The 24,237-nt window shown below is 65.3% G+C and carries 20 protein-coding genes; 15 read left to right on the top strand and 5 right to left on the bottom strand.

Annotated elements, in window-relative coordinates:
* Positions 1–127: 127 nt before the first annotated feature.
* The 7 genes from ACP97_RS07525 to ACP97_RS07495 all read left to right on the top strand — a co-directional run bounded on the left by ACP97_RS07525 (position 128) and on the right by ACP97_RS07495 (position 11,004).
* Positions 128–1,840, top strand: a complete 1,713-nt coding sequence (locus ACP97_RS07525; RefSeq protein WP_049997226.1) for an L-lactate permease — start codon at positions 128–130, stop codon at positions 1,838–1,840.
* 64 nt (positions 1,841–1,904) lie between these two features.
* The gene (locus tag ACP97_RS07520; protein WP_049997225.1) at positions 1,905–5,024 is read left to right on the top strand and encodes an FAD-binding and (Fe-S)-binding domain-containing protein; all 3,120 of its coding nucleotides are present in this window, start codon (positions 1,905–1,907) and stop codon (positions 5,022–5,024) included.
* Positions 5,025–5,078: 54 nt separating this feature from the next.
* Positions 5,079–5,780 carry an SDR family oxidoreductase gene (locus ACP97_RS07515; RefSeq protein WP_049997224.1) on the top strand — a complete coding sequence of 234 codons (702 nt, stop codon included), beginning with the start codon at positions 5,079–5,081 and terminating at the stop codon, positions 5,778–5,780.
* A 65-nt stretch (positions 5,781–5,845) separates the two neighbouring features.
* Positions 5,846–7,204, top strand: coding sequence for a sodium-dependent transporter (locus tag ACP97_RS07510; protein ID WP_049997223.1), 1,359 nt, complete (start codon positions 5,846–5,848; stop codon positions 7,202–7,204).
* A gap of 72 nt (positions 7,205–7,276) precedes the next feature.
* Positions 7,277–8,830, top strand: a complete 1,554-nt coding sequence (locus ACP97_RS07505; RefSeq protein WP_049997222.1) for an acyl-CoA carboxylase subunit beta — start codon at positions 7,277–7,279, stop codon at positions 8,828–8,830.
* Positions 8,830–9,096 carry a hypothetical protein gene (locus ACP97_RS07500; RefSeq protein ID WP_049997221.1) on the top strand — a complete coding sequence of 89 codons (267 nt, stop codon included), beginning with the start codon at positions 8,830–8,832 and terminating at the stop codon, positions 9,094–9,096. Before ACP97_RS07505 ends, ACP97_RS07500 begins: the two co-directional genes overlap by 1 nt.
* 69 nt (positions 9,097–9,165) lie before the next feature.
* Positions 9,166–11,004, top strand: coding sequence for an acetyl-CoA carboxylase biotin carboxylase subunit (locus ACP97_RS07495; protein ID WP_049997220.1), 1,839 nt, complete (start codon positions 9,166–9,168; stop codon positions 11,002–11,004).
* A 267-nt stretch (positions 11,005–11,271) separates the two neighbouring features.
* Here ACP97_RS07495 and ACP97_RS07490 read toward each other — a convergent pair whose 3' ends face one another.
* Both ACP97_RS07490 and ACP97_RS07485 read right to left on the bottom strand, forming a co-directional pair.
* Positions 11,272–13,536: an NADP-dependent malic enzyme gene (locus ACP97_RS07490; RefSeq protein WP_049997219.1), complete on the bottom strand. Its 2,265-nt coding sequence runs from the start codon at positions 13,534–13,536 to the stop codon at positions 11,272–11,274.
* A gap of 70 nt (positions 13,537–13,606) precedes the next feature.
* Positions 13,607–14,722: a M24 family metallopeptidase gene (locus ACP97_RS07485; RefSeq protein WP_049997218.1), complete on the bottom strand. Its 1,116-nt coding sequence runs from the start codon at positions 14,720–14,722 to the stop codon at positions 13,607–13,609.
* A 346-nt stretch (positions 14,723–15,068) separates the two neighbouring features.
* On the opposite strand from ACP97_RS07485, the gene ACP97_RS07480 reads away from it, so the two are divergent.
* The 4 genes from ACP97_RS07480 to ACP97_RS07465 all read left to right on the top strand — a co-directional run bounded on the left by ACP97_RS07480 (position 15,069) and on the right by ACP97_RS07465 (position 18,183).
* On the top strand, positions 15,069–15,548 hold the full coding sequence (locus tag ACP97_RS07480; protein WP_049997217.1) for a COX15/CtaA family protein: 480 nt from the start codon (positions 15,069–15,071) through the stop codon (positions 15,546–15,548).
* An 89-nt stretch (positions 15,549–15,637) separates the two neighbouring features.
* On the top strand, positions 15,638–16,594 hold the full coding sequence (locus tag ACP97_RS07475; RefSeq protein ID WP_049997216.1) for a basic amino acid ABC transporter substrate-binding protein: 957 nt from the start codon (positions 15,638–15,640) through the stop codon (positions 16,592–16,594).
* 24 nt (positions 16,595–16,618) lie between these two features.
* Entirely contained in the window at positions 16,619–17,449 is an 831-nt protein-coding gene (locus ACP97_RS07470) for an amino acid ABC transporter permease (protein ID WP_049997215.1), read from the top strand.
* Positions 17,446–18,183 (top strand): amino acid ABC transporter ATP-binding protein, encoded by a 738-nt coding sequence (locus ACP97_RS07465; protein ID WP_049997214.1) that lies wholly within the window; start codon positions 17,446–17,448, stop codon positions 18,181–18,183. Before ACP97_RS07470 ends, ACP97_RS07465 begins: the two co-directional genes overlap by 4 nt.
* Positions 18,184–18,196: 13 nt before the next feature.
* On the opposite strand, the gene ACP97_RS07460 is transcribed toward ACP97_RS07465, so the two are convergent.
* The gene (locus tag ACP97_RS07460; RefSeq protein ID WP_049997213.1) at positions 18,197–19,639 is read right to left on the bottom strand and encodes a replication factor C large subunit; all 1,443 of its coding nucleotides are present in this window, start codon (positions 19,637–19,639) and stop codon (positions 18,197–18,199) included.
* Positions 19,640–19,721: 82 nt separating this feature from the next.
* Here ACP97_RS07460 and ACP97_RS07455 point away from each other — a divergent pair, with 82 nt between their 5' ends.
* The 3 genes from ACP97_RS07455 (at position 19,722) to ACP97_RS07445 (ending at position 21,453) form a co-directional block, all read left to right on the top strand.
* On the top strand, positions 19,722–20,321 hold the full coding sequence (locus ACP97_RS07455) for a GNAT family N-acetyltransferase (protein ID WP_049997212.1): 600 nt from the start codon (positions 19,722–19,724) through the stop codon (positions 20,319–20,321).
* A gap of 55 nt (positions 20,322–20,376) precedes the next feature.
* Positions 20,377–20,958, top strand: coding sequence for a hypothetical protein (locus ACP97_RS07450; protein ID WP_049997211.1), 582 nt, complete (start codon positions 20,377–20,379; stop codon positions 20,956–20,958).
* A gap of 105 nt (positions 20,959–21,063) precedes the next feature.
* Positions 21,064–21,453 carry a hypothetical protein gene (locus tag ACP97_RS07445; protein WP_237561124.1) on the top strand — a complete coding sequence of 130 codons (390 nt, stop codon included), beginning with the start codon at positions 21,064–21,066 and terminating at the stop codon, positions 21,451–21,453.
* Here ACP97_RS07445 and ACP97_RS07440 read toward each other — a convergent pair.
* Entirely contained in the window at positions 21,450–22,073 is a 624-nt protein-coding gene (locus ACP97_RS07440) for a metal-dependent hydrolase (protein ID WP_049997209.1), read from the bottom strand. The two genes, ACP97_RS07445 and ACP97_RS07440, sit on opposite strands and share 4 nt — an antisense overlap.
* Before the next feature lie 98 nt (positions 22,074–22,171).
* Between ACP97_RS07440 and ACP97_RS07435 the strand changes: the two genes are divergently transcribed.
* Positions 22,172–22,879, top strand: coding sequence for a helix-turn-helix domain-containing protein (locus ACP97_RS07435; protein ID WP_049997208.1), 708 nt, complete (start codon positions 22,172–22,174; stop codon positions 22,877–22,879).
* Position 22,880: 1 nt separating this feature from the next.
* Here ACP97_RS07435 and hmgB read toward each other — a convergent pair whose 3' ends face one another.
* Entirely contained in the window at positions 22,881–24,218 is a 1,338-nt protein-coding gene (gene hmgB / locus ACP97_RS07430) for a hydroxymethylglutaryl-CoA synthase (protein ID WP_049997207.1), read from the bottom strand.
* Positions 24,219–24,237 lie beyond the last annotated feature (19 nt).

Genomic DNA, 24,237 nt, shown 5'->3' with positions numbered 1-24,237 from the left:
TCAATACCGATATTTATGAAGCCGGGTTCCGCACTGTGAGTGTCACACATGAACATGCTATCGGGGACGCTTGACTCGCGGGCGATCGAGGACGAATCGACTGCTGTTCGCTCGGTGGTGAGTGTCGATGGCTAGCCTCGTCGAGATACTCATCGCGCTCTCGCCGCTGGTCGCCATCGCCGTGTTGATGGTCGGACTGTTCTGGCCGGCGACGCGCGCGATGCCGGTCGCGTGGCTGGTCGCGCTCGTCGCCGGTATCGTCGGCTGGGGGATGGACCTCCGCTGGGCGGCCGCCGCGACCATCAACGGGTTCATCACCGCGACCCAGATCCTCTGGATCGTCTTCGGGGCCATCCTCCTGCTCTACACGCTGAAGGAGACCGGCGCGTTCGGCGCCATCAGCCAGGGGTTCGCCGCCATCAGCGAGGACCGCCGGGTGCAGGTGGTGCTGTTGGTCTTCCTGATGGGGTCGTTCGTCGAGGGCGCAGCCGGCTTCGGAACGCCGGCGGCGGTCGTCGGTCCCCTCCTGGTGGGACTCGGCTTCCCCCCGCTCGCGGCCGTCGTCGTCGCGCTGACGGGCAACCTCATGGCGATCACCTTCGGCGCGGTCGGTACGCCGCTCATCATCGGACTGGAAGACACGTTCGCTTCGAGCGAGGCGATCCGCTCGACAGTGCTCGCGGAGACGCCGTTTTCCATCGCGGGCTGGGTCGCCGAAATCGGGACGTGGGCGGCGACCTATCACGTCATCGTCGGCATCGCGGTGCCGTTCATCGGCGTGGCGATGATGACGCGCTTTTTCGGCCCGGAACGCTCGATTCGGCCGGCGCTCGAAGTGGCTCCGCTCTGTCTGTTCGCGTGGGCGGCGTTCGCGGTGCCATACTGGCTCACCGCCGCCTTTCTCGGCCCGGTGTTTCCCGGCCTGCTCGGCGCGCTGGTCGGGCTGGCGCTCACGGTGGGCGTGCTCAAACTCGGCTATCTCCGCCCGGACGAACAGTGGGAGTTCGAGAACCCGGCGGCGTGGCCTGACCACTGGGTGGGCGACATCGAACCCGGTGAATCGGTCGAGAGCGACGGAACCGTCGCGGCCGACGGCGGGCACGCGTCGATGAGTCTCTGGAAGGCGTGGACGCCGTACCTGCTGCTCGTCGTGGTGCTCGTCGCCACGCGCGTCGTCGACCCGCTGGCGGCGTTTCTCCAGAGCACGGCCGTCCTCGTCTGGTCGGACATCCTCGGGACGGGCCTGACGAACGACCTCCAAGTACTCTATCTCCCCGGTGCGGCGTTCGTGTTCGTCTCGCTGTTGACGATTCCGCTCCATCGCATGAACGGCGGCGAGGTGCGGGCGGCGTGGCGCGAGACGGTCGAGAAGATCGCCCCGCCCGTGGTCGCGCTGCTGTTCGCCGTCGCCACGGTCCAGATAATGCTCCAGTCGGGAGCCGCAACGGGTGCCGACAGCATGCTCATCGTACTTTCGGATACCACGGCGAACGTCGCCGGCGGCGTCTATCCGTTCTTCGCGCCGCTCGTGGGAGCGTTCGGCGCGTTCCTCGCCGGGTCGAACACCGTCAGCGACATCCTCTTCGGCACTTTCCAGTACGGTGTCGCCACCGAAATCGGCACGCCGAGAACGCTGATGCTCGGCGCACAGGCCGTCGGTGGCGCGATCGGCAACCTCATCGCCGTCCACAACGTCGTCGCCGCGCTCGCGGTCGTCGGTCTCGTCGGCGAGGAGGGCCGCGTCATCCGCCTCGAACTCATCCCGCTGGCGTACTACGCGGCCTTCTCGGGGCTGCTCGCGCTACTGTTCAGCTACGTGCTCTTCCCCGGCGTGTTCTGAGGCCACGGGGGCAACCCATTCGTCCGACGGGTGTTTATTCCCCCACGACGAACCGTGCGCCATCGTGACATCCGACTTCGAGACGCTGCCGGCCGACGACCCCGCGGACGACGCGAACTACGACCATCGCGGCGGCGCGGTCGCCCGCCCGGACCTCCTCGCGGACCTCGAAGAACGCGTCGCGGGCGACGTTCGCTTCGACGAGTATTCGCGGGATCTCTACGCGACGGACGCGAGCGCCTACGAGATGACGCCCATCGGCGTCGTCTTCCCGGAATCGACCGCCGACGTCGAAAGGGTGGTCGAATACTGTTCTACCGAAGGGATTCCGGTACTCCCGCGCGGCGGCGGGACGAGCCTCGCCGGGCAGGCCGTCAACGAGGCCGTCGTCCTCGATTTCACACGGAACATGGACGGTCTGCTCGACGTGGACCTCGAAGCTCGGACGGCCACCGCCCAGCCGGGTATCTACCTCGGCGACATCGACGAAGCGCTCGCCCCGCACGACCTCAAATTCGCACCCGACCCGGCGTGGGGCGACAAGAGCGCTTTAGGAGGTGCCATCGGCAACAACAGTACCGGAGCGCACTCGCTCAAATATGGAAAAACCGACGCCTATATCGAGTCCTGCGAGGTCGTGCTCGCAGACGGCACAGTAACAGAATTCGGCGAGCTCACTGTGGAAGAACTCCACGAATGCGCCGATTCGGAGGGGAATCTCGAAGCGCGCATCCACGCCGCAGTCGCGCGCATCATCGACGAGGAATCCGAAGCAATCGAGGACGCCTATCCCGATTTGAAACGCAACGTCTCCGGCTACGACCTCGATATGCTGGTCGAAGACGCCCGCGAGGGATCGGTGAACCTCGCGCGCCTGCTCGCCGGCAGCGAGGGAACCCTTGCGATCGTCACCGAGTCGACCGTCGCGCTCGAAACGATCCCCGAAACGAAAGCCATCGGACTGCTAACGTACGATTCGCTGGGTGAGGCGATGGAAGACGTCGAGCCGATTCTCGATCACGACCCCGCGGCCGTCGAGGTGATGGACTCCGTACTACTGGACCTCGCACGCGACACCAGCGAGTTCGCCGACGTCGTGGGGATGCTGCCCGAGGGGACCGATTCCGTCCTGCTGGTGGAGTTCTACGCCGACTCTGACGAGGAGGGAAAACAGCGGGTCGCGGACCTCGTCGCCGACCGCGTGGGTGGTGACTCGGTTGTCGAGCCGAGTGTAGGTGCGGACGAACTGACGGAAAAACGACGATACGCGAACGCGGCGATGGAGGCCCACGACGCCGACACGCGGGCGCAGTTCTGGAAGATGCGCAAATCCGGCCTGCCCATCCTGCTCTCGCGCACCTCGGACGCGAAACACATCTCGTTCATCGAGGACTGTGCCATCCCGGCCGCACACCTCCCGGAGTACGTCGCCGACTTTCAGGATATCCTCGACGAGCAGGGCACCTTTGCGAGTTTCTACGCCCACGCCGGTCCGGGCGTGCTCCACGTCCGACCGCTCATCGATACGAAGACCGTCGAGGGACGGGAACGGATGGAGGCAATCGCCGAGAACGTGACGGACCTGGTGGTCGAGTACGGGGGCAGCGTCTCGGGCGAGCACGGCGACGGCCACGCGCGCACGAAGTGGAATCGCAAGCGCTACGGCGAGGGTCTCTGGGGCGTGTTCCGCGAGTTGAAGAGCGTCTTCGACCCCGACTGGCTGCTGAATCCCGGACAGGTCTGTGGGCTGCCCGACGGTGTGGACAGGGACGCACCAAGCCCCACCGAGGACCTCCGATTCGATTCGGCCTACGAGTTCGACGCGGGCTTCGAGACCGAACTCCGCTGGGAGAACGAGAACGGATTTCAGGGCATGGCCGAACTCTGTCACGGCTGTGGCGGCTGTCGCGGCCACCAGTCCACTACTGGGGGAACGATGTGTCCGACCTATCGGGCCAGCGAGGAGGAAATCCTCAGCACGCGCGGGCGGGCGAACCTGCTGCGCGACGCGATGAGCGGTGACCTCGACGGTGACGCACTCGACGTCGAGTTCATGAACGAGGTGATGGACCTCTGTATCGGCTGCAAGGGCTGTGCGAACGACTGCCCGAGCGAGGTGGACATGGCGAAGATGAAGGCCGAAGTCACGAACGAATACCACCAGCGCCACGGGGCGAGCCTCCGCGACCATCTCTTTGCGAACATCGAGGCCCTCTCGGCGCTCGGCAGCCGGTTCGCGCCGCTATCGAACTGGGGGACTGAACTGCCGGGTGCGCGCGCTCTCCTCGAACGAACGGTCGGCATCGCCAAAGAGCGGACGCTGCCGACCTTCCACGCCGAGAGCTTCGAGGAGTGGTTCGGGGCCCGCGGCGGCGCACAGGTGTCGGCGGGCGATGCCGACAGGAAGGTTCTGCTCTTCCCGGACACCTACACGAACTACAACCACCCCGCCGCCGGGAAAGCCACGGTGCGAGTGCTCGAAGCCGCCGGCGTCCACGTCCGTCTTCCGCTCGGCGTGGCCGACAGCGGCCGACCGGCCTACTCGAAGGGATTCATCGAGCAGGCCCGCGCGGCTGCCGAGCAGAACGTCGCCGCGCTCGCGCCGCTCGTCCGCCGTGACTGGGACGTGGTCGTGGTCGAACCCTCCGACGCCGTCATGTTCCAGTACGACTACCCCGACTTGGTTCCGGCCGCCGATAGGAGCACACCCACGGGCACCGTCGCCGCCGGCGAGGGTGGGCAAAAACCGGCGACCGACGGTGGCCAGAGTAACGTCGAGACCGTCACCGGGAATACGTATGGAGTTCTCGAATACGTCGACCGCTTCCGACTCGACGAGGCGATGACGTTCGGCGAAGGAGGCGAATCGCTGACCTACCACGGCCACTGTCATCAGAAGGCAACCAAGAAAGACCACCACGCGGTTGGTGTCCTGCGGCGAGCAGGCTACGCGGTGGACGCCCTCGATTCGGGCTGCTGTGGCATGGCCGGCTCCTTCGGCTACGAGGCCGAACACCTCTCGATGAGCCGCGCCATCGCCGACGTGCTCTACGAGCAGGTCGACGAAAGCGACGGGGAGAGCGTGGTCGCACCGGGGGCGTCCTGCCGGAGCCAACTCGGCGAGCACGAGAGCGAGGAACCACCGCATCCGATCGAGCGGGTCGCCGACGCGCTCGCCGAGTGAGCTCGGGCCGCAGCGCCCGAACGCATATATCGGTTCGAGGTGCAATGAAATCCCATGCCGACCGAGTTCGATTTCGATGGACAGGTAGTGCTCGTCACCGGCGCGAGCGGCGCGCTCGGCAGCGGTATCTGCGAGGCGTTCGAGCGGGCGGGCGCGACCGTCCACGCGACCGACCTCGTACCGCCCGACGACGAGGACTCGCTGCTCGATCCTCACTTCGCCTTCCACGAAGCCGACTTCACCGACGAGGGCGACGTCGAGCGTGTCGTGAGCGAAGTGGTCGAGACCGAGGGCCGCCTCGACGCGCTCTGCAATATCGCCGGGATGTGGCAGGGCGGCCAACCGATAGACGAGACGGATAGTGACGAGTTCGAGACGGTCTTCGACGTCAACCTCAAGACCATGTTTCTCGCCTCGAAACACGCCATCCCCCACCTCCGGGAGTCGGGCGGAGCGGTCGTCTCGGTGTCGGCCAAATCGTCCCTCGAAGGTGGTGAGGGCGACGGACCCTACCGAGCGGCGAAGGCCGGGATTCGACTGCTGACCGAGACCATCGCCGAGGAAAACCGTGGCGAGATGCGCGCGAACGCGATCATGCCGAAGGTCATCGACACGCCAGCGAACCGCGAGATGCTCTCGGGCGACCCCGACGACTGGCCGACGCCCGAGGAGATCGCGGACGTGGTGTTGTTCCTCTGCTCCGACAGGGCGGCTCTCACCAGCGGCGCGGCCGTCCCCGTTTACGGCGAGGCCTGACGAGAGAACCGGTCACACGCGAGCGTTTCACGAAGGTTTTTAACCGGAGCGAAACCCCGTCAGTTATGGCAGAACGTGAAACATGGGCCACGAGGGCGGGGTTCATCCTTGCGGCCATCGGCAGTGCAGTTGGACTCGGGAACATCTGGCGCTTTCCGTTCCAGACCTCCACGAACGGCGGCGCGGCCTTTCTGGTGGTCTACCTGTTCGCCGTCTTGCTCATTGGGATTCCCGTCCTCCTCGGGGAGTTCGTCATCGGCCGGCGGGCCAACACCAGCGCCATCGGCGCGTTCCGCAAGCTCAAGCATCCGGGCTGGTGGTTCGTCGGTGCGCTCGGCGTTCTCGCGGCCTTCTGGACGCTCTCGTATTATAGCGTGATCGGCGGCTGGGTGCTCCGGTACGTTGGCGGGAGCGTGACGGGCGGCGCGCTCGCCGCACCGGAAGGATATTTCGGTGCCATCTCGGTGGGACTGCCCTCGGTCATCACCCACGGTCTCTTCATGCTCATCACCATCGGCATCGTCGCGCTCGGCATCGAGGACGGCATCGAACTCGCCACGAAGGTGATGGTGCCGGCCATCGTCGTCATGCTGATCGGTCTCGCGGTGTTCGCGGCGACGCTGCCCGGTGCGAGCGAGGGCTACGCCTTCTTCCTCGACCCCGACTTCGATACCATCGTCTCGAACGCGACGACCGTGCTCCCCGCGGCGTTCGGACAGGCCTTCTTCTCGCTCTCCGTGGGATTCAGCGTGATGATAACCTACGCCTCCTACCTCGGCAAGGACGACAGCCTGCCGGTCGACGGCGTCACCATCGGGATCGCGAACACGGCCATCGGCGTCATCGCCGGTCTCGTCGTTCTTCCACTACTCTTCGCCCAGGGCGTCGAACCCGGTGAGGGCGGTCCCGGCGCGGTGTTCATCGCCATCCCGACGGCGCTGGCCGAACTGCCCGGCGGCGACGTCGTCGGACAGGTGGTCGGCATCGTCTTCTTCGTGGTCATCCTCATCGCGGCGCTCTCTTCTGCGATCAGCCTGCTCGAAGCCGTCGTCGCCTACCTCGTCGATAACTACGGCGTCTCGCGGCTGCCGACCGCGGCCGGCATCGGTGCGGTGATCTTCGCGCTCGGCATCCCGTCGGCGTGGGACACGGCGTGGCTCGACTGGTTCGACGGCATCGGCGTCACGCTCCTGTTGCCGGTCACGGTCCTCGGCGTCGTGCTGTTCGTCGGCTGGATTCTGGGCCGGGACGCGATCGACGAACTCACGAAAGGCTCCGGTATCGGCTCGCTCGCACCCATCTGGCTCTGGGGGATTCGCACGTTCATCCTCGCCGTGGTCGTCATCGTCGTCGCACTCAACCTCTGGGACCTGCTGGCCACGCCCGACGCGGGGTACTACATCGTTCCCGGCCCGCTTCGCTGACCGTCGTCCATCGGAAGGTCCTTTTTTCCTGCCCAACGACGACGAGTATGCACGGCTTCGGGGGCACGACCCATGACTGACGATACCGACCCGATCGAGGACCTCCGCGAGCGAAAGCGCGACGCCGAACTCGGCGGCGGCGAGGAGCGCATCGCGTCCCAACACGAGAAGGGCAAACTGACCGCCCGCGAGCGCATCGACTACTTCCTCGACGACGACACCTTCCACGAGTTCGACCAACTCAGGACCCACCGGAGCACGAACTTCGACATGGACGAAAAGAAGGTCGCGGGCGACGGCGTGGTCACGGGCTACGGCGACGTCGACGGCCGCACGGTGTTCGTCTTCGCCCACGACTTCACCGTCTTCGGCGGTTCGCTGGGCGAGGTCTTCGCCCAGAAGGTCTGTAAGGTGATGGACGAGGCGCTCGAAGTGGGTGCGCCCATCATCGGGCTGAACGACTCGGCGGGCGCGCGCATCCAGGAGGGTATCGACTCGCTCGCGGGGTATGCAGAAGTCTTCCATCGCAACCAGCAGGCGTCCGGGGTGGTGCCCCAGATCTCGGCCATCATGGGACCGTGTGCCGGCGGGGCGGTCTATTCGCCCGCCATCACCGACTTCATCTTCATGGTCGAGGACACCTCGCACATGTTCATCACCGGTCCGGACGTCATCGAGACCGTCACGGGCGAGGAGGTCTCCTTCGAAGAACTCGGGGGAGCCTCGGCACACACCAGCGAGAGCGGTGTCGCCCATTTCGCCGAGGCCGACGAGAAGGAAGCACTCGACGACATCCGGCGCTTGCTCTCCTATCTCCCGCAGAACAACGTCGAGGACCCGCCGCGCGTCGATCCGTGGGACGACCCCGAGCGCAGCGACGACGAACTGAAGGACCTCGTGCCGGATGCACCCAGAAAACCCTACGACATTACAACTGTGATCGAGCGCATCGTCGACGAGGGGTCGTTCTTCCAGGTCGCCGACTCGTATGCGCGCAATCTCGTGACCGCCTTTTCGCGCCTCGACGGCCGGCCGGTCGGTGTGGTCGCAAACCAGCCCCGCGTGAACGCCGGCACGCTCGACATCGACGCCTCGCTCAAAGGGTCGCGATTCGTGCGCTTCTGTGATGCGTTCAACATCCCCATCCTCACCTTCGTGGACGTTCCGGGATTCATGCCCGGCACCGAACAGGAGAAAGGCGGTATCATCAAACACGGCGCGAAGTTACTGTACGCCTTCTCGGAGGCCACCGTCCCCCTCTTGACTGTGATTACCCGCAAGGCCTACGGCGGGGCCTACGACGTAATGGCATCCAAACACATCGAGGCCGACGTGAACTACGCGTGGCCCACGGCCGAGATCGCCGTGATGGGGCCGGAGGGAGCCGTGAACGTCCTCTACGACGACGAACTCGACGCGGCCGACGACACCGAGGCACGCCGCGAGGAACTCATCTCCGAGTATCGGGATACGTTCGCCAATCCCTATACGGCCGCCGAGCGCGGCTTCGTCGACGACGTCATCGAACCCCAGGAGACCCGTTCGATACTGGTCGAGGACCTCGAAATGCTGGCGAGCAAACGCAAGGACACGCCCGACCGCAAACACGGGAACATTCCGCTCTGATGGGGTCACGACAGTCCACGGTCGACCTCACGGCGGTGAGTCCCGACGCGGACGACGAAGAGACTGCGGCCATCGCCGCGGCTCTGGGAACCTACCTCGCCGACCGCGAGCGCGCGGCCGCCGACGAAAGCGAAGGGCCGTCGTGGGACGGCGAGCGCTGGCAATTTGCGGGACGACTTCGTGCCCTCGGCCGCCGCCCCGTCCGCGTGTCATCCGATGCGCCGACCGACTCGTGGAGCGCGAGCGGACGGGTCGACCGACTGTAGCCGACCCGGCGCGCTCTCGAATCCCATCCGGATAGTTTTATCACGCGAGTCCCAGTAGGACCGATAGGAATGTTCGAGAAGGTCCTCGTCGCCAACCGAGGGGAGATCGCCGTGCGCGTGATGCGCGCGTGCGAGGAACTGGGTATCAACACCGTGGCCGTCTACTCGGAGGCCGACAAGAACGCCGGTCACGCCCGTTACGCCGACGAAGCGTACAACGTCGGGCCGGCACGCGCCGCCGACTCGTATCTCGACGGCGAAGCGATCGTCGAGGCGGGCGAGCAGGCCGGCGCGGACGCCGTCCATCCGGGCTATGGGTTCCTCGCCGAGAACGCCGACTTCGCCGCCCGCGTCGAGGACAGTGAGATGGTCTGGATCGGGCCGTCGAGCGAGTCGATGGAACTGCTCGGCGAGAAGACGAGCGCGCGCAAGGAGATGGCCGCCGCCGACGTGCCCACGGTGCCCGGCACCGACGACCCCGTCGAGTCGGCCGACGAAATCGCCGAGTTCGCCGAGGAGGCCGGCTATCCGGTCGCCATCAAGGCCGAGGGCGGCGGTGGCGGGCGCGGGCTGAAGGTCGTCGAAAGCGAAGACGAGATCGAAGACCAGTTCGAGAGCGCCCAGCGCGAGGGCGAGGCGTACTTCGACAACTCCTCGGTGTTCGTCGAGAAATACCTCGAATCACCTCGCCACATCGAAGTGCAGATCATCGCCGACCATCAGGGCAACGTCCGCCACATCGGCGAGCGCGACTGCTCGCTCCAACGACGCCACCAGAAGATCATCGAGGAAGGCCCGAGTCCCGCGCTCACCGACGACCTGCGCGCCGAAATCCAAGAAGCTGCCCGGCGCGGGGCCGACGCCGCCGACTACTACAACGCCGGCACCTTCGAATTTCTGGTCGAGGACGCCGAGCGCGGCGAGGACGGACTCCTCGGCGAGGGAAGCAACTTCTACTTCCTCGAAGTCAACACGCGAATCCAGGTCGAGCACACCGTTTCGGAGCAACTCACGGGCATCGACATCGTGAAACAGCAGATTCGGGTGGCCGCCGACGAGGAGCTACCGTTCGCTCAAGCGGACGTCGAACTCGACGGCCACGCGATGGAGTTCCGCATCAACGCCGAGAACGCCGCCAACGAGTTCGCACCCGCGACAGGCACGCTCGAAACGTACGACCCGCCGGGCGGCATCGGCGTTCGTCTCGACGACGCGCTCCGACAGGGCGACACCATCGGTGGCGACTACGACTCGATGATCGCCAAACTCATCGTCTGGGGACAGGACAGAGAGGAGTGTATCGCACGGAGCCGGCGCGCACTCGCCGAGTTCGGTATCGAGGGTATCACGACGGTGATCCCGTTCCACCGGCTGATGCTCACCGACGAGGCCTTTTCGACTGGGACACACACCACGAACTACCTCGACGAGGAACTCGATACCGGGAAAATCGACGAGGCCCAAGAGAAGTGGGGACCGGGCGAAACCACAGAGAGCGACGAGGAAGAGGTCACCGAGCGCGATTTCGTCGTCGAGGTCAACGGCAAGCGTTTCGAGGTCAACCTCGAAGAACGCGGCGCACCGCCGATCCAGGCGAGCGGTGGCAGTGGTGGGAACACTCAACAGCTCGGTTCCGCCGGTCCGAGCGGCGGGGACGACGATGGCGACAGCAGCGCGAGCGCGAGCACCGCCGAGGGCGAGCAGGTCACCGCCGAGATGCAGGGCACGATTCTCGGTGTGAACGTCGCCGAGGGCGACGAGGTCGCGGCGGGCGACGTGCTCTGCGTGCTCGAAGCGATGAAGATGGAAAACGACGTGGTCGCCTCCCGCGGCGGCGAGGTCGTCGAGGTCGCCGCGACCGAGGGCGAGTCGGTCGACATGGGCGACGTGCTCGTTGTTCTCGACTGAACGTTTTTACTTCGGGGCATCACGCTCGCTTCGCTCGCGTTCAACCCCTCGCAAAACGCTCATGAAAAACTCCCGCTCGCAAACCGCGCGAGTGGTGAACCGCGCTCACTTCATTCGCGCGGACTCCAAACCATTTTCTACAATAAACCGGACAGCACCGCAGAAGCCCTCACTCGCTCACTACGTTCGCTCGTTCGCCCTTCATCCGCCAGGACCGCACCGCTACGCCACCGCAGCCGCACCGCAGGCCGCGACCGCGTTGAGGGGTCAGTCCTCGATACCGTTCTCTTGGGCGTCGACCACGGCGACGCCCGCGAGATTCACGATGTCCTTGACCTCGTCGCCTCGCTGGAGGACGTGGACCGGTTTGTCCATGCCGACCAGCATCGGACCGATGGCGGCCGCCCCACCCAGTCGCTGGAGCAGTTTGTAGCCGATGTTCCCGGCTTCGAGATTGGGGAAGACGAGCACGTTCGCCGGACCGTCGAGGTCCGAAAACCCATAGGTCCCTTCGAGGATATCCTCGACCACGGCCGTATCGGCCTGCATCTCGCCGTCGACCGGGAAGTCGACAGTTGGATTCTCGCTGAGCGCTCGCGCGGCCTCTCGTGGTTTGCGGGTTCCCTCGTTGTCGACGCTGCCGAAGTTCGAATACGAGAGCAGGGCCGCGCGCGGATCGACGTTGAACTGCCGGGCGAGGTCGGCGGTGTGCTGGGTGACCTCCGCGAGCACGTCCGCGCTCGGGTTCTGATTGACCGTTGCGTCGGCACAGAAGACCACGCGATTTTTGAACGCGAGCAGATAGACGCCGGCGGCGTAGTTCGCGTCCTCGGCGGTGCCGACGACCTGGAGCGGTGGGCGCAGCGCCGAGGGGTAGTCGTGCATCAGCCCCGTGAGCATTGCGTCGGCATCGCCCATCTCGACCATCACGCTACCGAGGTAGTTCTCGTCGTGGACGAGATCCGCGGCCTCGCGTCTTGTGACGCCCTTGCGCTGGCGGAGTTCGTACAGTCGGTCGGCGTAGGGGTCGAGGTTCTCCTCGTGCGGGTCGACGATCTCGGGGTCGAAATCCAGTCCCAGCGAGTCCATCGTCTCCCAGACGGTCTCGCGGTCGCCGATGAGTACGGGCTGAGCGAGTCCCTGCTCGTCTATCTGGTGAGCTGCGCGGATCATCTTCTCGTCGTCGCCCTCGGCGAGCACCACCCGCTTGGGGTCGGATTTCGCCTTGTTCAACACCACCCGCATCATCTCGCGGGACTTGCCCAACCGGGCTTCGAGCTCCTCGGTGTACTCGCCGATGTCGATCGCCGAACGGGCCGCGCCGCTGTCGACCGCCGCCTGCGCCACCGCGGGCGTCACTTCGAAGAGCACGCGCGGATCGACTGGCTTGGGGATGATGTACTCGGGGCCGTACTGGAGCGGTTGGTCGCCGTAGGCTTTCACCACCGCGTCGGGGACGTCCTTGCGCGCCAGTTTGGCGAGCGCGCGGGCGGCGGCGACTTTCATCTCCTCGTTGATCTCGCTGGCGCGCACGTCGAGTGCGCCACGGAAGATGAACGGGAACCCCAGCACGTTGTTGACCATGTTCGGGTAGTCGGAGCGCCCGGTCGCCATGATCACGGTGTCGTCGCGAGCGGCCTTGGCGTCGGGATAGGGGATCTCCGGGTCGGGGTTGGCCATCGCGAAGATGATCGGATTGTCGGCCATCGAGCGCACCATCTCTTGGTTTACGATGCCGCCGACCGACAGCCCCACGAAGACGTCGGCTCCGTCCATCGCCTCCTCCAAGCTTCCCTCGGGAATGTCGCGGGCGAACTCCGTCTTGTACTCGTTGATGTCGTCGTTCGCGGCGCGTTCCGTGGTGATGATCCCGGACGAATCACACATCGTGATGTTCTCGCGCTTCGCGCCGAGCGAGAGATAGAATCGGGCGGTCGCGATCGCGCTCGCGCCCGCGCCCGAGAAGACGATCTCCAACTCCTCGATGTCCTTGTCGGCGATGTCGACGGCATTCAGGAGGGCGGCCCCGCTGATGATGGCCGTTCCGTGCTGGTCGTCGTGGAAGACGGGGATCGACATCGATTCGCGCAGGCCTTCCTCGATCTCGAAGCACTCGGGCGCTTTGATGTCCTCCAGATTGATGCCGCCGAAGGTCGGCTCCATCGCCTCGACAGTCCGAATGATCTCCTGGGGGTCGGCCTCGTCGAGTTCGATGTCGAAGACGTCGATGTCGGCGAAGCGTTTGAAGAGGACGCCTTTGCCCTCCATGACGGGTTTGGAGGCCTGTGCGCCGATGTCGCCCAGTCCCAGTACGGCCGAGCCGTTGGAGACGACGCCGACCATGTTGCCCTTCGCGGTGTAGCTGTAGGCGTCGTCGGGATTCTCGTGGATCTCGTTGCAGGGGGCGGCCACTCCCGGGGAGTAGGCTAGCGAGAGGTCGCGCTGCGTGCTGGTCGGTTTCGTCGTCGAGATCTCTATCTTGCCGGGTGGCTCCTCGCGGTGGTATTCGAGCGAATCCTCGTCTAGTCCCATGTCGCCACTCTCGGCGGATGGGATTAAAAAACCAACCGAAAGCGATATTCGACGAACGACGAACTCCGGGTTACGGACCGACGGCGTGACGAACGACCGTCGCGCTGTCGACGTCGATCTCACGAACCGGCCACTCGCCGGTCGCCGTCAGCGTTTCGACACCGTCTCCGACGAGAACCGTGTCCTCGCTTTTGGCACCCTCGACCGTCGGATTCCACGCGTACGCCATCGGTGTTTGGAGGTCCGCAGTACTCGCCGGCGTCGCCTTCCACTCCCGGCCCGCAAACCCCGTCGCCCCGCCCTGATGGTGTTTTTGCCATTCGTCGGGATACCTGATCTCTGCGTAGGCGTTCCGAATCTCCCGAAAGACGTCGCCAGCGGTTCCCTCGTTCGAAAGGCGTTTCGTCGCCGCGACCGCCGCCGCTTCGACTCTCATGGCTGCCTCGTGGCGCGCTGCGAGCCAGTCGGGCGGGTCGAGCGCCACCGTGCGCGTCGCGCTCGCGTGGAGTCCGCCCCGCTGTGCGGTCACCGATACCAGCGCATAGCCGCCGATGTCGGTGTCGGTCGGCGGGAAGTGGCGATACGCGTGTGCGCGCTCCTCGCCACCGACGAGCAGCACTGGCGAGTCGATGCCCCGGGCGACCAGTCGCTCCCGAAGGCGGGCGGCAACCGCCCGCTCCGAATCGGTGCTCTCGATGATTCGACAGACCGATTCGAGCGCCGTCGCGGTCTCGTTCCCGAGTTCCCGGTAGCGCTCAATGTCAGTATCGGTGAGCGGTGTGCGGAGCCGGGTCGCCGGGACGCGCTCGGCTCCAGAGACGTCGAAATCGGTCTCGAAGGGTCGCTCCGAGCGCTCGGCGACGGCTTCTGCTAGCGTTCCCTCGTGCCACGGAAACGATTCGACGGGGACATCGCCGAATTCTTCCTCGGCGAATCGTGGGGCTTCGTTGTTGCTGGTGAGGATTCGGAGGGAACCGTCGTAGCCGGCCGCCGCAACGCCCACGCCTGCCTCGCGGTCGACGATGTTGTTCGCGCCGGTGAGCCACGCGAAATTGGCTGGCCGGGCGAACCAGACCGCTTCGAGACCCGCCTCGGCGAGATAGTTGTCGAGCCGGTCGGTCTTTGCGGGGTCGATGGTCACGTCGTCACACTGGGCGAGCGGGCTAAAACGGGTCCGTTCCGTCATCAGTCAAATCCGTTTGCCGACGGCGGCGGTGGCGCGCGATGAATGCGTCGAAGGCGCAGAACGCGCGAGGGATGAGCGAACGTAGCGAGCGAATCGGCTGGTGAGGGGTGGCGCGGTGTGCCGGCAGAACGAATGAGCGGTTGTACCGTGAGCGAGGCCGCAGGCCGAGCGAGCGGAAGCTTTTGGTCCAATTTTTGCAAGGGGTTGAGCGAACGAGCCGAGCGGGACCGAAGGTCCCACTGGCCGTGCGAACGGACGCGGAGCGCCCGTGAGCAGACGCAGCGAGTGAGCGATTCCCCGCAGTAAAAAGGTGGGAGTGAAGTACCACCGCCTCCAAACTCCGGCGATGGTTCGATTCCGCCACCTCGCTGCCGTCACCACCGGGATGACGTTCGCGCTCATCCTTCTGGGGGTCTATACCGCCGCCGCGGGCGCGGGCCTGTCCTGCGGGGCTAACTGGCCGCTCTGTAACGGCGGCGTCTTCGGGCTGTTCCCGGCGAACTGGCCGAGCTTCATCGAGTGGTTTCACCGGTTGGTCGCGATGATCACCGGGTTCATGATCCTCGGGACGACCTACGCCGCCTGGCGCGGTGGGAGGAGTCGCCGGACCCGTCTCGCCAGCGCGCTCGCGCTAGTCGTCCTCCCCGTCCAGATACTGCTCGGCGGGGCCACCGTCACCGTCTACACGGCACTCGTGCAGGTGACCCACCACGCCGCCGCGCTCGTCATCTTCGCCGCGCTCGTGGCGACCACCGTCTGGGCCTACGAATCGTCCGACGAGAGCCACGCGAGCACCGACACCGCCGCTCCGACGACCGCCGACTGAGAACTCACCGTTCGAGCGGCCGTCGGCCCACCGTGTTGGTTTGTCACACTCGCCGAAAGTTTGAAATACTCATTCTTCACACAAGCCGTATGGCTCGGGAGAATACGACGACGCGACGCGGGTATCTGAAGGTGACTGGCGCGGGTATCGCGGGACTGTCGCTCGCCGGCTGTGTGGGCGGTGGCGACGGTGGCGGCGATGATGGTGGTAGTAACGGAAGCGGCGGTGGAAACGGCAGCGGCGGAGCGAACGGGAGCGGTGGCGGTAGTAACGGAAGCGGCGGCGGGGGCGACTCGGGCGGCCAGACCATCGTCATCGGCTCGGACATCCCCTATAAGCCGTTCGAGTTCGAGAACAACAAGGGCGACCTCGTCGGTTTCGACGTCGGTATCGCCGATGCGGTCTTCGGCGAGCAGTTGGGCATGAAACCCGAGTTCAAGCCGACCGCCTTCGACACCATCATCCCCTCGCTCAACAACGGCAACTTCAGGGTCATCATGAGCGCGATGACCATCAACGACGAGCGCGCAAAGCAGGTCGACTTCTCCGACCCGTACTTCACGGCCTACCAGACGGTGGTCGTGCTCGCAAACAGCGATATTTCCTCGAAGGAGGACTTGAAAGGCAAGACCGTTGGCGTCCAGAAGGGCACTACGGGTGAAGCCGCCGCCGAGGAGCTGAAAAAGGAGTTCGACGGGAACCTGACGATTCAGTCGTACGACCAGATTCCCGGTGCGTTCAGCGCGCTCACGAACAACCAGGTCACGGCGGTGGTCAACGACAACACCGTCAACGCCCAGTTCGTCAACGAGAACCCCGACACGGCGCGCTTTCTCGAAGGCAAGGGCGCGGCCGCAGAGCAGGGAAAGAAGGCACCGCCCTATCTCACTCTCACCGTCGAGGAGTACGGCATCGCCTTCCGGAAAGACGACGACAAGCTCAGAAAGCGGGTCAACGAGGCGATCGCGACCATCCGGGACAACGGCACCTACGACGAGATCTACGGCGAGTACTTCGAGAGTTCGACCGGGACCACCCAAAGCTAACGTCGCTGCTTGCCAATATCCATCATGGCCGAATCATACTCGGACTCGACGGCGAGCGAGTCGGTGGGCAATCGCCTCTTCGACGATACGACGCTCAAGTGGGTCGGCGTCGCCGTCGCGGGCACGTTCACGCTCGCGATCGCGGCGTTTCTCGCGTACATCGTCGTCGTGCAGGTCGACTTCTCGCTGCTCGTCGAGGTGGTCTACCCGCAGTTCACCGACGCCTTTCTGACGGTGCTTCGCATCGTCGTCGTCAGCAGCGTGCTGTCGGTCGTCGCCGGCGTCGTCGTCGGTCTCGGCCGCGTCTCGCGGACGCGCTTTACGCGCGCGATCGCGAAGGGCTACATCGAGTTCTTCCGGGGAACGCCGCTGCTCTTTCAGTTGATGGTCGTTTTCTTGGGTGTGCCAACCTTCTGGCCGCCCGGCGAGTTCCCGATCTCGAACTTCGCGGTTCCCGCTGCCATCATCGGACTGACGTTGAACCACGCCGCCTACATCGGCGAGGCCATCCGCGGCGGCATCGAGTCCGTGCCGGACGGCCAGATGGAGGCCGCGCGCTCGCTCGGTCTCTCCTACATCCAGTCGATGCGTGAGGTCGTCCTCCCGCAGGCGTGGCGCAACGCGCTGGCGGCCATCGGCAACGACCAGGTCATCCTCGTCAAGGACACCTCGCTGCTGACGGTGATCGCCGTCCCCGAACTCATCAGTGCCTTTCGCAACGTGAACAGCAACACCTTCGACGCGTGGACGCCGATCCTCATCGTCGCGGTCGCCTACCTCCTGATAACGATTCCGCTCGGGCGGGTCGTCAGCTACCTCGAACGGCGTGCCGACCCCGCGGGAGGGAGTTCGTGAGCACCGTCCCCGTCCTCGAATTCGAGGGCGTCAACAAGTACTTCGGCGAGGCACACGTGCTCCGGGACGTCGACCTCGACGTCGAGAACCGAGAGGTGTGTGTCGTCATCGGACCGAGCGGCAGCGGGAAGTCCACCCTGCTTCGCTGTGCCAACCGGCTGGAGGAGATCCAGTCGGGCGAGATCAGACTCGAAGGGACGTCCGTCTCGGACCCGAAGGCGGACATCAACCACCTGCGCCAGCAGATCGGCATGGTCTTTCAGAGCTTCAATCTCTTTCCGCACAAGACGGCGCTCGAAAACGTCACGCTCGGGCCGATGAAGGTGCGCGGTCTCTCGACGGACGAGGCGCATGAGCGCGCCGAGGAACTACTCGATAGTGTCGGACTGTCCGCACAGAGCGACTCCTATCCCAGTCAGCTCTCGGGGGGACAACAACAGCGCGTCGCCATCGCCCGCGCGCTGGCGATGGAACCCGAAGTCATGCTGTTCGACGAGGTGACGAGCGCGCTTGACCCCGAACTCGTGGGTGAAGTCCTCGACGTGATGGGCACGCTCGCCGAGGAAGGGATGACGATGATGGTCGTCACTCATCAGATGGGGTTCGCCCGCGAAGTGGGCGACAGAGTGGTGCTGATGTCCGAAGGAGGCATCGTCGAGACCGCACAACCGGAACGGTTCTTCTCGAATCCCGACACCGACCGTGCCCAGCAGTTCCTCTCGAAGATCCTGTAACCTCGCTCTGCGATCAGGAGAAATCGCCGAGTCCCGACTGGGAGTCGTCCTCGCTCTCGTCGGTGTCTTCGGTTTCGCTCTCGTCGTCAGCCTCGATTTCGGCCGATTCGCCGTCCGAATCGTCGACTTCGTCCGTGGTCGTGCGTGTCGCGCCCTCGAACGCGCCGTCCGATCCCGCGACGGCGGCCTCCTCGCCGAGTCGGGCGGCATCCTCGACGATGTCCTGAACCTTGTTGGTGTCCTCGCCGCTCCCGGTGATGAACGCGACGTGGTCGGCGTCCATGTCGTAGCGGGCGGTCATCGCCACAGTCAGCTCGCGGTTCTTGCAGTGGTGCGTCATCGTCGAGAGGAAGGGCATGACCTGCCGGCGCGCGCTCGCCATGCTCATCCCACCGGTCTCGGCGACCTGCCGGGCGACGTAATCGCGTTTGTCGCGCGTGCCGCGCGAGCGGCCGAGTTTCGACCAGTAACTCGGCGGGCCGTAGCGCGTCCACCCTCCCTTCGATTCGCGGCGCGAAGCGGCGACACCGGCGGTCATGGCGTCACCTGCGTACCGCCAGTACGAGTAGTTCTGGGTCGCGCGAACCCGTCCGAGCCAGCGGTCGGCGTTCGCCAGGTTCTCGTAGGCGTCGGCGAGTTCGGGTCCATGAAAGTCCTTGGGGACGTTGTCTGCGATCCAGTTGATGAGATCATCGGGCGTCTCCTCGACGTCGTAGGAGGCTCTGAGAGCGCCCTCGGCGTCCTCTTCTTTGATGAGTGCGTCCAGAAAGTCGAAGATACCGGTCGTGCGGTCGCGGTCCCCGGTGACGACGTCGTCGGCGGTGAGTTTCTCGGTGCTCTCGGCGAGCGCCTGGAGGTCGTTGACCGCGCCCCGGAGGTCGCCGCTGTTCTGTTCGGCGATCGCTTCGAGCGCGCTGTCCTCGTATTCGACTTCTTCGCGCCGACAGATGTCACGGAGCACGGGCAGAATCGAACGTGCGGAGACGTCGCGGAACTCGATCGTCTCGCAGGCGTTCCGGAGGCTCTTGGACATGTCGTAGAACTCGTTGGCGATCAGAACCATCGGCTGGCCGGCCTCTTTCACGAGTTCGGTGATGGCCCGCGACCCGCCGCGGTCGACGTTCCCGTGGAGGTTGTCGGCCTCGTCCATCACGACGAGTCGCCGGCCCGCGCTCCCGCCGGTGAGTGTACCGGATTTCGCCGCCTCGCCCGCCACCCGCTCGACGACGGCCTTCGTGCGCTGGTTCGAGGCGTTGAGTTCGATGGTCGGCCAGTCCATGTCCGACGCGAGCGCGTGCGCCGCCGACGTCTTGCCGACGCCGGGCGCGCCGTGGAGGATAACCGCCTCTCGATGGGATTCCCACGTCTCGGCCCATTCGGCGAGCGCATCGCGGGCCTTGTTGTTGCCCCGCACTTCCGAGAGCGTCGAGGGTCGATACTTCTCGGTCCAATCCATTGCGCGTGCCTATGTGGGAGCCGCGTTTAGTGATTCCGGAGCGCGGACGAACACTTTTGCCTGCGTGCTTGTTGTCGGATGTATGTTCCCCGAGCGCATCGAAACCGACCGGCTCGTTCTCGAACGGTTTTGCGAGGAGAACGTCGACCTCTTCGAGTTCTATCGGGTCTGCTCGGACGCCGACGGCGTCGAAGAGATGGCCGAGGTCACCCGGTACATGCCGTGGGACCCTCACGTGACGGTCGACGAGTCGAAGGAGTTCGTCGACCGCTGCGAGGACCAATGGGAGGAGGGCGAGGCTGCGACCTACGCCATCCGTCCCCGAAAGGGTGAGGCGGGAGCGGGCCAGTTCGCCGGCGCTGGCGGGCTGCATCTCGACTGGGAGCGCCGAACCGCTCGACTCGGCACGTGGCTCCGCAAGCGATTCTGGGGTCGTGGCTACTCGGGCGAGCGCGCCGCGGCGCTCATCGAAATCGCCTTCGAGCGCCTCGACCTCGAAGTTGTCGCCGTCACCCATCACGTCGACAACGAGAAATCCCGGCGCGCCATCGAGAAATACGTCGAATCGCACGGCGGGCGTTGTGAGGGCCGACTCAGAAATTGGGTTCCGTACGGCGAAGAAGTCGCCGACGAGTACCGCTACACCATCACGCAAGAGGAGTATCGGGCGGCGACCGGATAAAGCGCCCTCCCCGTCCGCCGGAAGCTACTTCCACGGCGGATGCGAGGAGGCGACGATGAGCCAACGGCGTCGGTTGGTCGCCCGACTTCCGTTCAGGGTGGGCGCGCTTGCCGGGGCCGCTGCCTACCTGTGTGGCTATCTCTTCACCTACCTCCTCACGGTCGAGCGGGTGCGCGCGGAGCTATCGCGGATGGACGTCGACGCGACGCTCTCGCTGTTCGGCAGTAGCGGAATCGCACCGTGGAAGGTCACGGGCTGGTTCTTCTACGGCGCACACTTCGTCGACGTCTCGGTCACGAGCAGCGCGATGGACCTCTCGACGGACGTCGTCGAGGTGAGCGCGGGCGATTGGCGCACGCTGCTCTTCGTCCTCCCGCCGCTCTTCCTGCTCGTCGCCGGCGCGCTCGCCGCCCGTCGCACCGGTGCGGAGCGGGTCACGGTCGCCGCCGTGGCGGGCCTCACTCCCCTTCCAGGCTACTTCGCGCTCGCGTTCGTCGGGGCCTTCCTCACACAGATCACCGTGGTCATCGCGTCGGTCGGCCCGGAACTCACGCGCGCGCTCGCCGCCGGGTTCGTCTACCCGCTCGTCTTCGGTCCGCTCGGCGGCGCGCTCGCCGTCGCCGTTCGGCGGTCGTGAGCGCGAAATTCTCCACGGTTCGAAGCCGTGACCGACCGGAGTCACGTATTCCGTCGACATCACAACGGCTATGAACGGTCTGTTCGACGGAAGGACGTGTCTCGAATGAAACTTCTTTTGCGGTTCGTGCTGGCATTGGTCGCGTTCGTCGTCCTCTTGAGCCCGTTTTCGGCGATATTCACCCCGCCGGACCCGTTCAGTCAACTCATCTTTCTCGGAGCAGTCACGCCCGTCACTATCCCGGTCGCAATCGTCTTCGTTCGACGGTCGTACTCGCTCAAATGCCTCTACGGATACCTGCTCGCGGTCAACGTTCTCGTCGTTCCCGTGGGACTCGTGATTGGTGGCATCGGAATCATCGGTCGGGCGTTCGTCGGTCGGATAGCGTCGCTCGGAACGCTGGCGGGCGTCGTCATCGTTGGCGTGGCGTACGCACTCGCCTTCCATCTCGTCTATCGTGGCGGCTACGCCCGGCTCAAAAGTGGATTCGCCTAGCGCGTCTCCCACAGCCGCACGGCGAGGACGAAGCTGCTCGTGAGAATCAAGAGCAGTTGCCAGCCTGACTGAGCGACGGGGAAGATGCGCTCGACGTTCGTTGGCTCGGCTCCCCGGTTTGGGTCGATACCGCTGTTGATGTGGACCTGTTTGGTCGAGCCACGCGCCGCCTCACCCCCGTGGCCGAACTCGACGAACGTCTGGACGAGACCACGGTCGTTCGAGAGCACGAGTTCGCCCGACAGCTCGTAGAACTGGTCGTAGAGCGGATAGAAGAGGTTCACACCGCCGCCGATGAGGTCGAGACCGATGCCCGCGAAAGCGACGGCCGCAATCGAAACCCACGCCACCCGAACCCCACGAGCGCGCCAGCGCCGGCGGACGAACGACGACTCTCGTATTCGAGTATCGTAGGAGAGCAGCGCCGCGCCGGTGAGTGGGAACAAGAGGGTGTGGAGCACCGAGCGGTGGCCGCCCGGAATCACGAAACCGGCGAAGGCATCGAGGTCCGGGACGATGGTGGCCACGAGCACGACCGCTACCGCCTGCGCGTCGAACTCGTCGAGCAGCGCTGCCGCAAGCAACCCCGCGAGCGCGCAGTGGACGACCGTCGATGGCACAGGCCGGATTCGGTACAGCCGTGGATAGCCCTTGCGCCGCGGGCTGTGAGGCGATGAGATGCCAGCAGGCTTTTGCCCGAAACCGTCGAGAGACAGCCATGACCGAGCGCGCGCGGCGGACCCTCGCCGGGAAGATCGCTGGCGACGTGGTGTTGAGCGACGATCCCGGTGCGACGATCCGCAAGTGGCGGACCGATTTCGACGTCGCTCAAACCACGCTCGCCGACGAACTCGACGTCTCGGCCTCGGTCGTTTCGGATTACGAGAGCGGCCGGCGGCGAAGCCCGGGCATCGCGGTCGTCCGCCGGGTCATCGAGGCACTACTGGACATCGACGAGGCGCGCGGCGGCGAGCATCTTCGCCAGTACGCTCGCGTGCTCTCGGCAGGCTTTGAGGGCGATATCGTCCGCGATCTGCGGGAGTATCCCACCGCGATCGCCATCGGGGAGTTCTACGACGCCATCGGTGCGTCCGAAGTCGTCGCGGGCTCACAGAACACCGTTGCCGGCCACACCGTCATCAACTCCATCGAGGCCATCACGCGACTCTCCTCGGAGGAGTTCTATCGTCTCTACGGCCAGAGCACCAATCGTGCGCTCGTGTTCACCGGCGTGACCCACGGCGAGGGCGCGCTGGTCGCGCTGCGGGTGGTCACGCCGACCCCGAGTGCGGTCGTTCTCCACGGACTCGGTACTGAGGACCTCTGGGAGCACGCGCCGACGCTCGCCCGGGCCGACGGCTTCTCGCTGGCGGTCGCGGACGGCGAACTGGAGGCGATGCTGGAGACGATGGGCGAATTGCCGTAGACTACTCGACGTACCGATAGGTGCGCTCGTCCATCGGGCCGAGTCCGTCGCGAATGAACTCCTCGCTGGGAGTGGTGAACGCATCGATGTCGATCTCCTTGTCGTGGTTGTGGACGTCGTGGATTTCCTCGTACTCCTCGAAGGAGATGTCGCGGCGCGCGGCCAGTTGGTCGTCGATGTCGAGGGCGTCGATCTCCTCGGTCCAGTTCTCTCGAACCGTCTCGGCGTGGATCTCGGCCTGTGCGCCGCTGCCGTACGAACCGACCAGTAGGGACTCGCCGGCCATGTCGATACCGTTCTCGCGGGCGTTGCGGAGCGCGCTCGCGCGGGCGATGTGAACTGACCCAGTATACCAGTTGCCGACGTGGCGGGCGATGTCGAGCGTCGGCTCGATGGCCTGCTCGTACCACTCCTGATACTGCTCGGTTTCTTTCAGCGCGTCCATGTACTCGCGGACGCTCTCGAAGAAGGCGTCCTCGTCGTCGAACGCTTCGGCTCTCGGCTGGCGGCCGATGCGGGCGGCGAGCGAGTCTTCGATCTCGGTGTCGCGGGTGACGTGTCGGTAGGCCAGCAGCGCGGCCTTGCGGACCATGCCAGGGAACGGCGTGTGGAACGGCGCGTAGACGAAGTCCTCGGCGCGGACGTCGCCGGCAACGCTCTCGTAATCTTCGAGCGCTTCGCGCATCCGAGCGAGGTAGACCTGCACCGAGCGCTTGCCGTCCACACTGGGAAACTGCTGGTTAGGTTTGAGGAAGTCGGTCTCGTCGGCGCTACCGAAGCCCTGTTCGAGGCTCAACTCGACGAGGTCCGGGTCCTCGGCAATGAGCATCGCCACCGCGCCCGCGCCCTGCGTGGCCTCACCGGCGTCGCCGCGCGCGTAGAGGGCGGTGTCGGTGGCGATGACGAGCGCCGCTCGACCCCTATTTCGCCCGGCACGAATCCAGTTGTAGGCGTCGTCCAAACTTTGGGTTCCCGAGATGCAGGCGAACTTGCGCTCGCCCTTGTTCGCGTGGTGGAAGTCACCCTCGAAGACCGCTTCGAGACAGCCTGCAATATAGGTCGAAACGGGTTTGGAGTTGTCGAAGGCGCTCTCGGTGGCGACGTCGATGCGCCCGATGTCGTCGGGTTCGAGACCCTTGCGCGTCATCAGTTTGTGGGCGGCGTTCGCGCCCATCGTCACGATGTCCTCCTCGACGTCGGGGAACGAACTCGCGTGCAGTCCGAGCCCTTTCGTGTACTTTTCGGGGTCTTCGCCCTTCGCTGGCGCGAACGTTTCCGCGAGGTCGAGCCTGAGCTTTCCGGCGTGGATGGCGACCGCGTCGATGCCGACGCTGTTCATGAACTCCGTAAGTGACCAC

Source organism: Halococcus sediminicola, assembly GCF_000755245.1.
GTDB lineage: Archaea > Halobacteriota > Halobacteria > Halobacteriales > Halococcaceae > Halococcus > Halococcus sediminicola.
This window is presented reverse-complemented; position numbering and strand designations above follow the sequence as displayed.

Coding starts and splice junctions, on each gene's coding strand:
- ACP97_RS07470 (WP_049997215.1), top strand. CDS start 16,619: ATGGCCGAATCATACTCGGACTCGACGGCGAGCGAGTCGGTGGGCAAT.
- ACP97_RS07455 (WP_049997212.1), top strand. CDS start 19,722: ATGTTCCCCGAGCGCATCGAAACCGACCGGCTCGTTCTCGAACGGTTT.
- ACP97_RS07515 (WP_049997224.1), top strand. CDS start 5,079: ATGCCGACCGAGTTCGATTTCGATGGACAGGTAGTGCTCGTCACCGGC.
- ACP97_RS07495 (WP_049997220.1), top strand. CDS start 9,166: ATGTTCGAGAAGGTCCTCGTCGCCAACCGAGGGGAGATCGCCGTGCGC.
- ACP97_RS07480 (WP_049997217.1), top strand. CDS start 15,069: ATGGTTCGATTCCGCCACCTCGCTGCCGTCACCACCGGGATGACGTTC.
- ACP97_RS07435 (WP_049997208.1), top strand. CDS start 22,172: ATGACCGAGCGCGCGCGGCGGACCCTCGCCGGGAAGATCGCTGGCGAC.
- ACP97_RS07525 (WP_049997226.1), top strand. CDS start 128: ATGGCTAGCCTCGTCGAGATACTCATCGCGCTCTCGCCGCTGGTCGCC.
- ACP97_RS07460 (WP_049997213.1), bottom strand. CDS start 19,639: ATGGATTGGACCGAGAAGTATCGACCCTCGACGCTCTCGGAAGTGCGG.
- ACP97_RS07500 (WP_049997221.1), top strand. CDS start 8,830: ATGGGGTCACGACAGTCCACGGTCGACCTCACGGCGGTGAGTCCCGAC.
- ACP97_RS07475 (WP_049997216.1), top strand. CDS start 15,638: ATGGCTCGGGAGAATACGACGACGCGACGCGGGTATCTGAAGGTGACT.
- ACP97_RS07510 (WP_049997223.1), top strand. CDS start 5,846: ATGGCAGAACGTGAAACATGGGCCACGAGGGCGGGGTTCATCCTTGCG.
- ACP97_RS07505 (WP_049997222.1), top strand. CDS start 7,277: ATGACTGACGATACCGACCCGATCGAGGACCTCCGCGAGCGAAAGCGC.
- hmgB (WP_049997207.1), bottom strand. CDS start 24,218: ATGAACAGCGTCGGCATCGACGCGGTCGCCATCCACGCCGGAAAGCTC.
- ACP97_RS07490 (WP_049997219.1), bottom strand. CDS start 13,536: ATGGGACTAGACGAGGATTCGCTCGAATACCACCGCGAGGAGCCACCC.
- ACP97_RS07485 (WP_049997218.1), bottom strand. CDS start 14,722: ATGACGGAACGGACCCGTTTTAGCCCGCTCGCCCAGTGTGACGACGTG.
- ACP97_RS07450 (WP_049997211.1), top strand. CDS start 20,377: ATGAGCCAACGGCGTCGGTTGGTCGCCCGACTTCCGTTCAGGGTGGGC.
- ACP97_RS07445 (WP_237561124.1), top strand. CDS start 21,064: ATGAAACTTCTTTTGCGGTTCGTGCTGGCATTGGTCGCGTTCGTCGTC.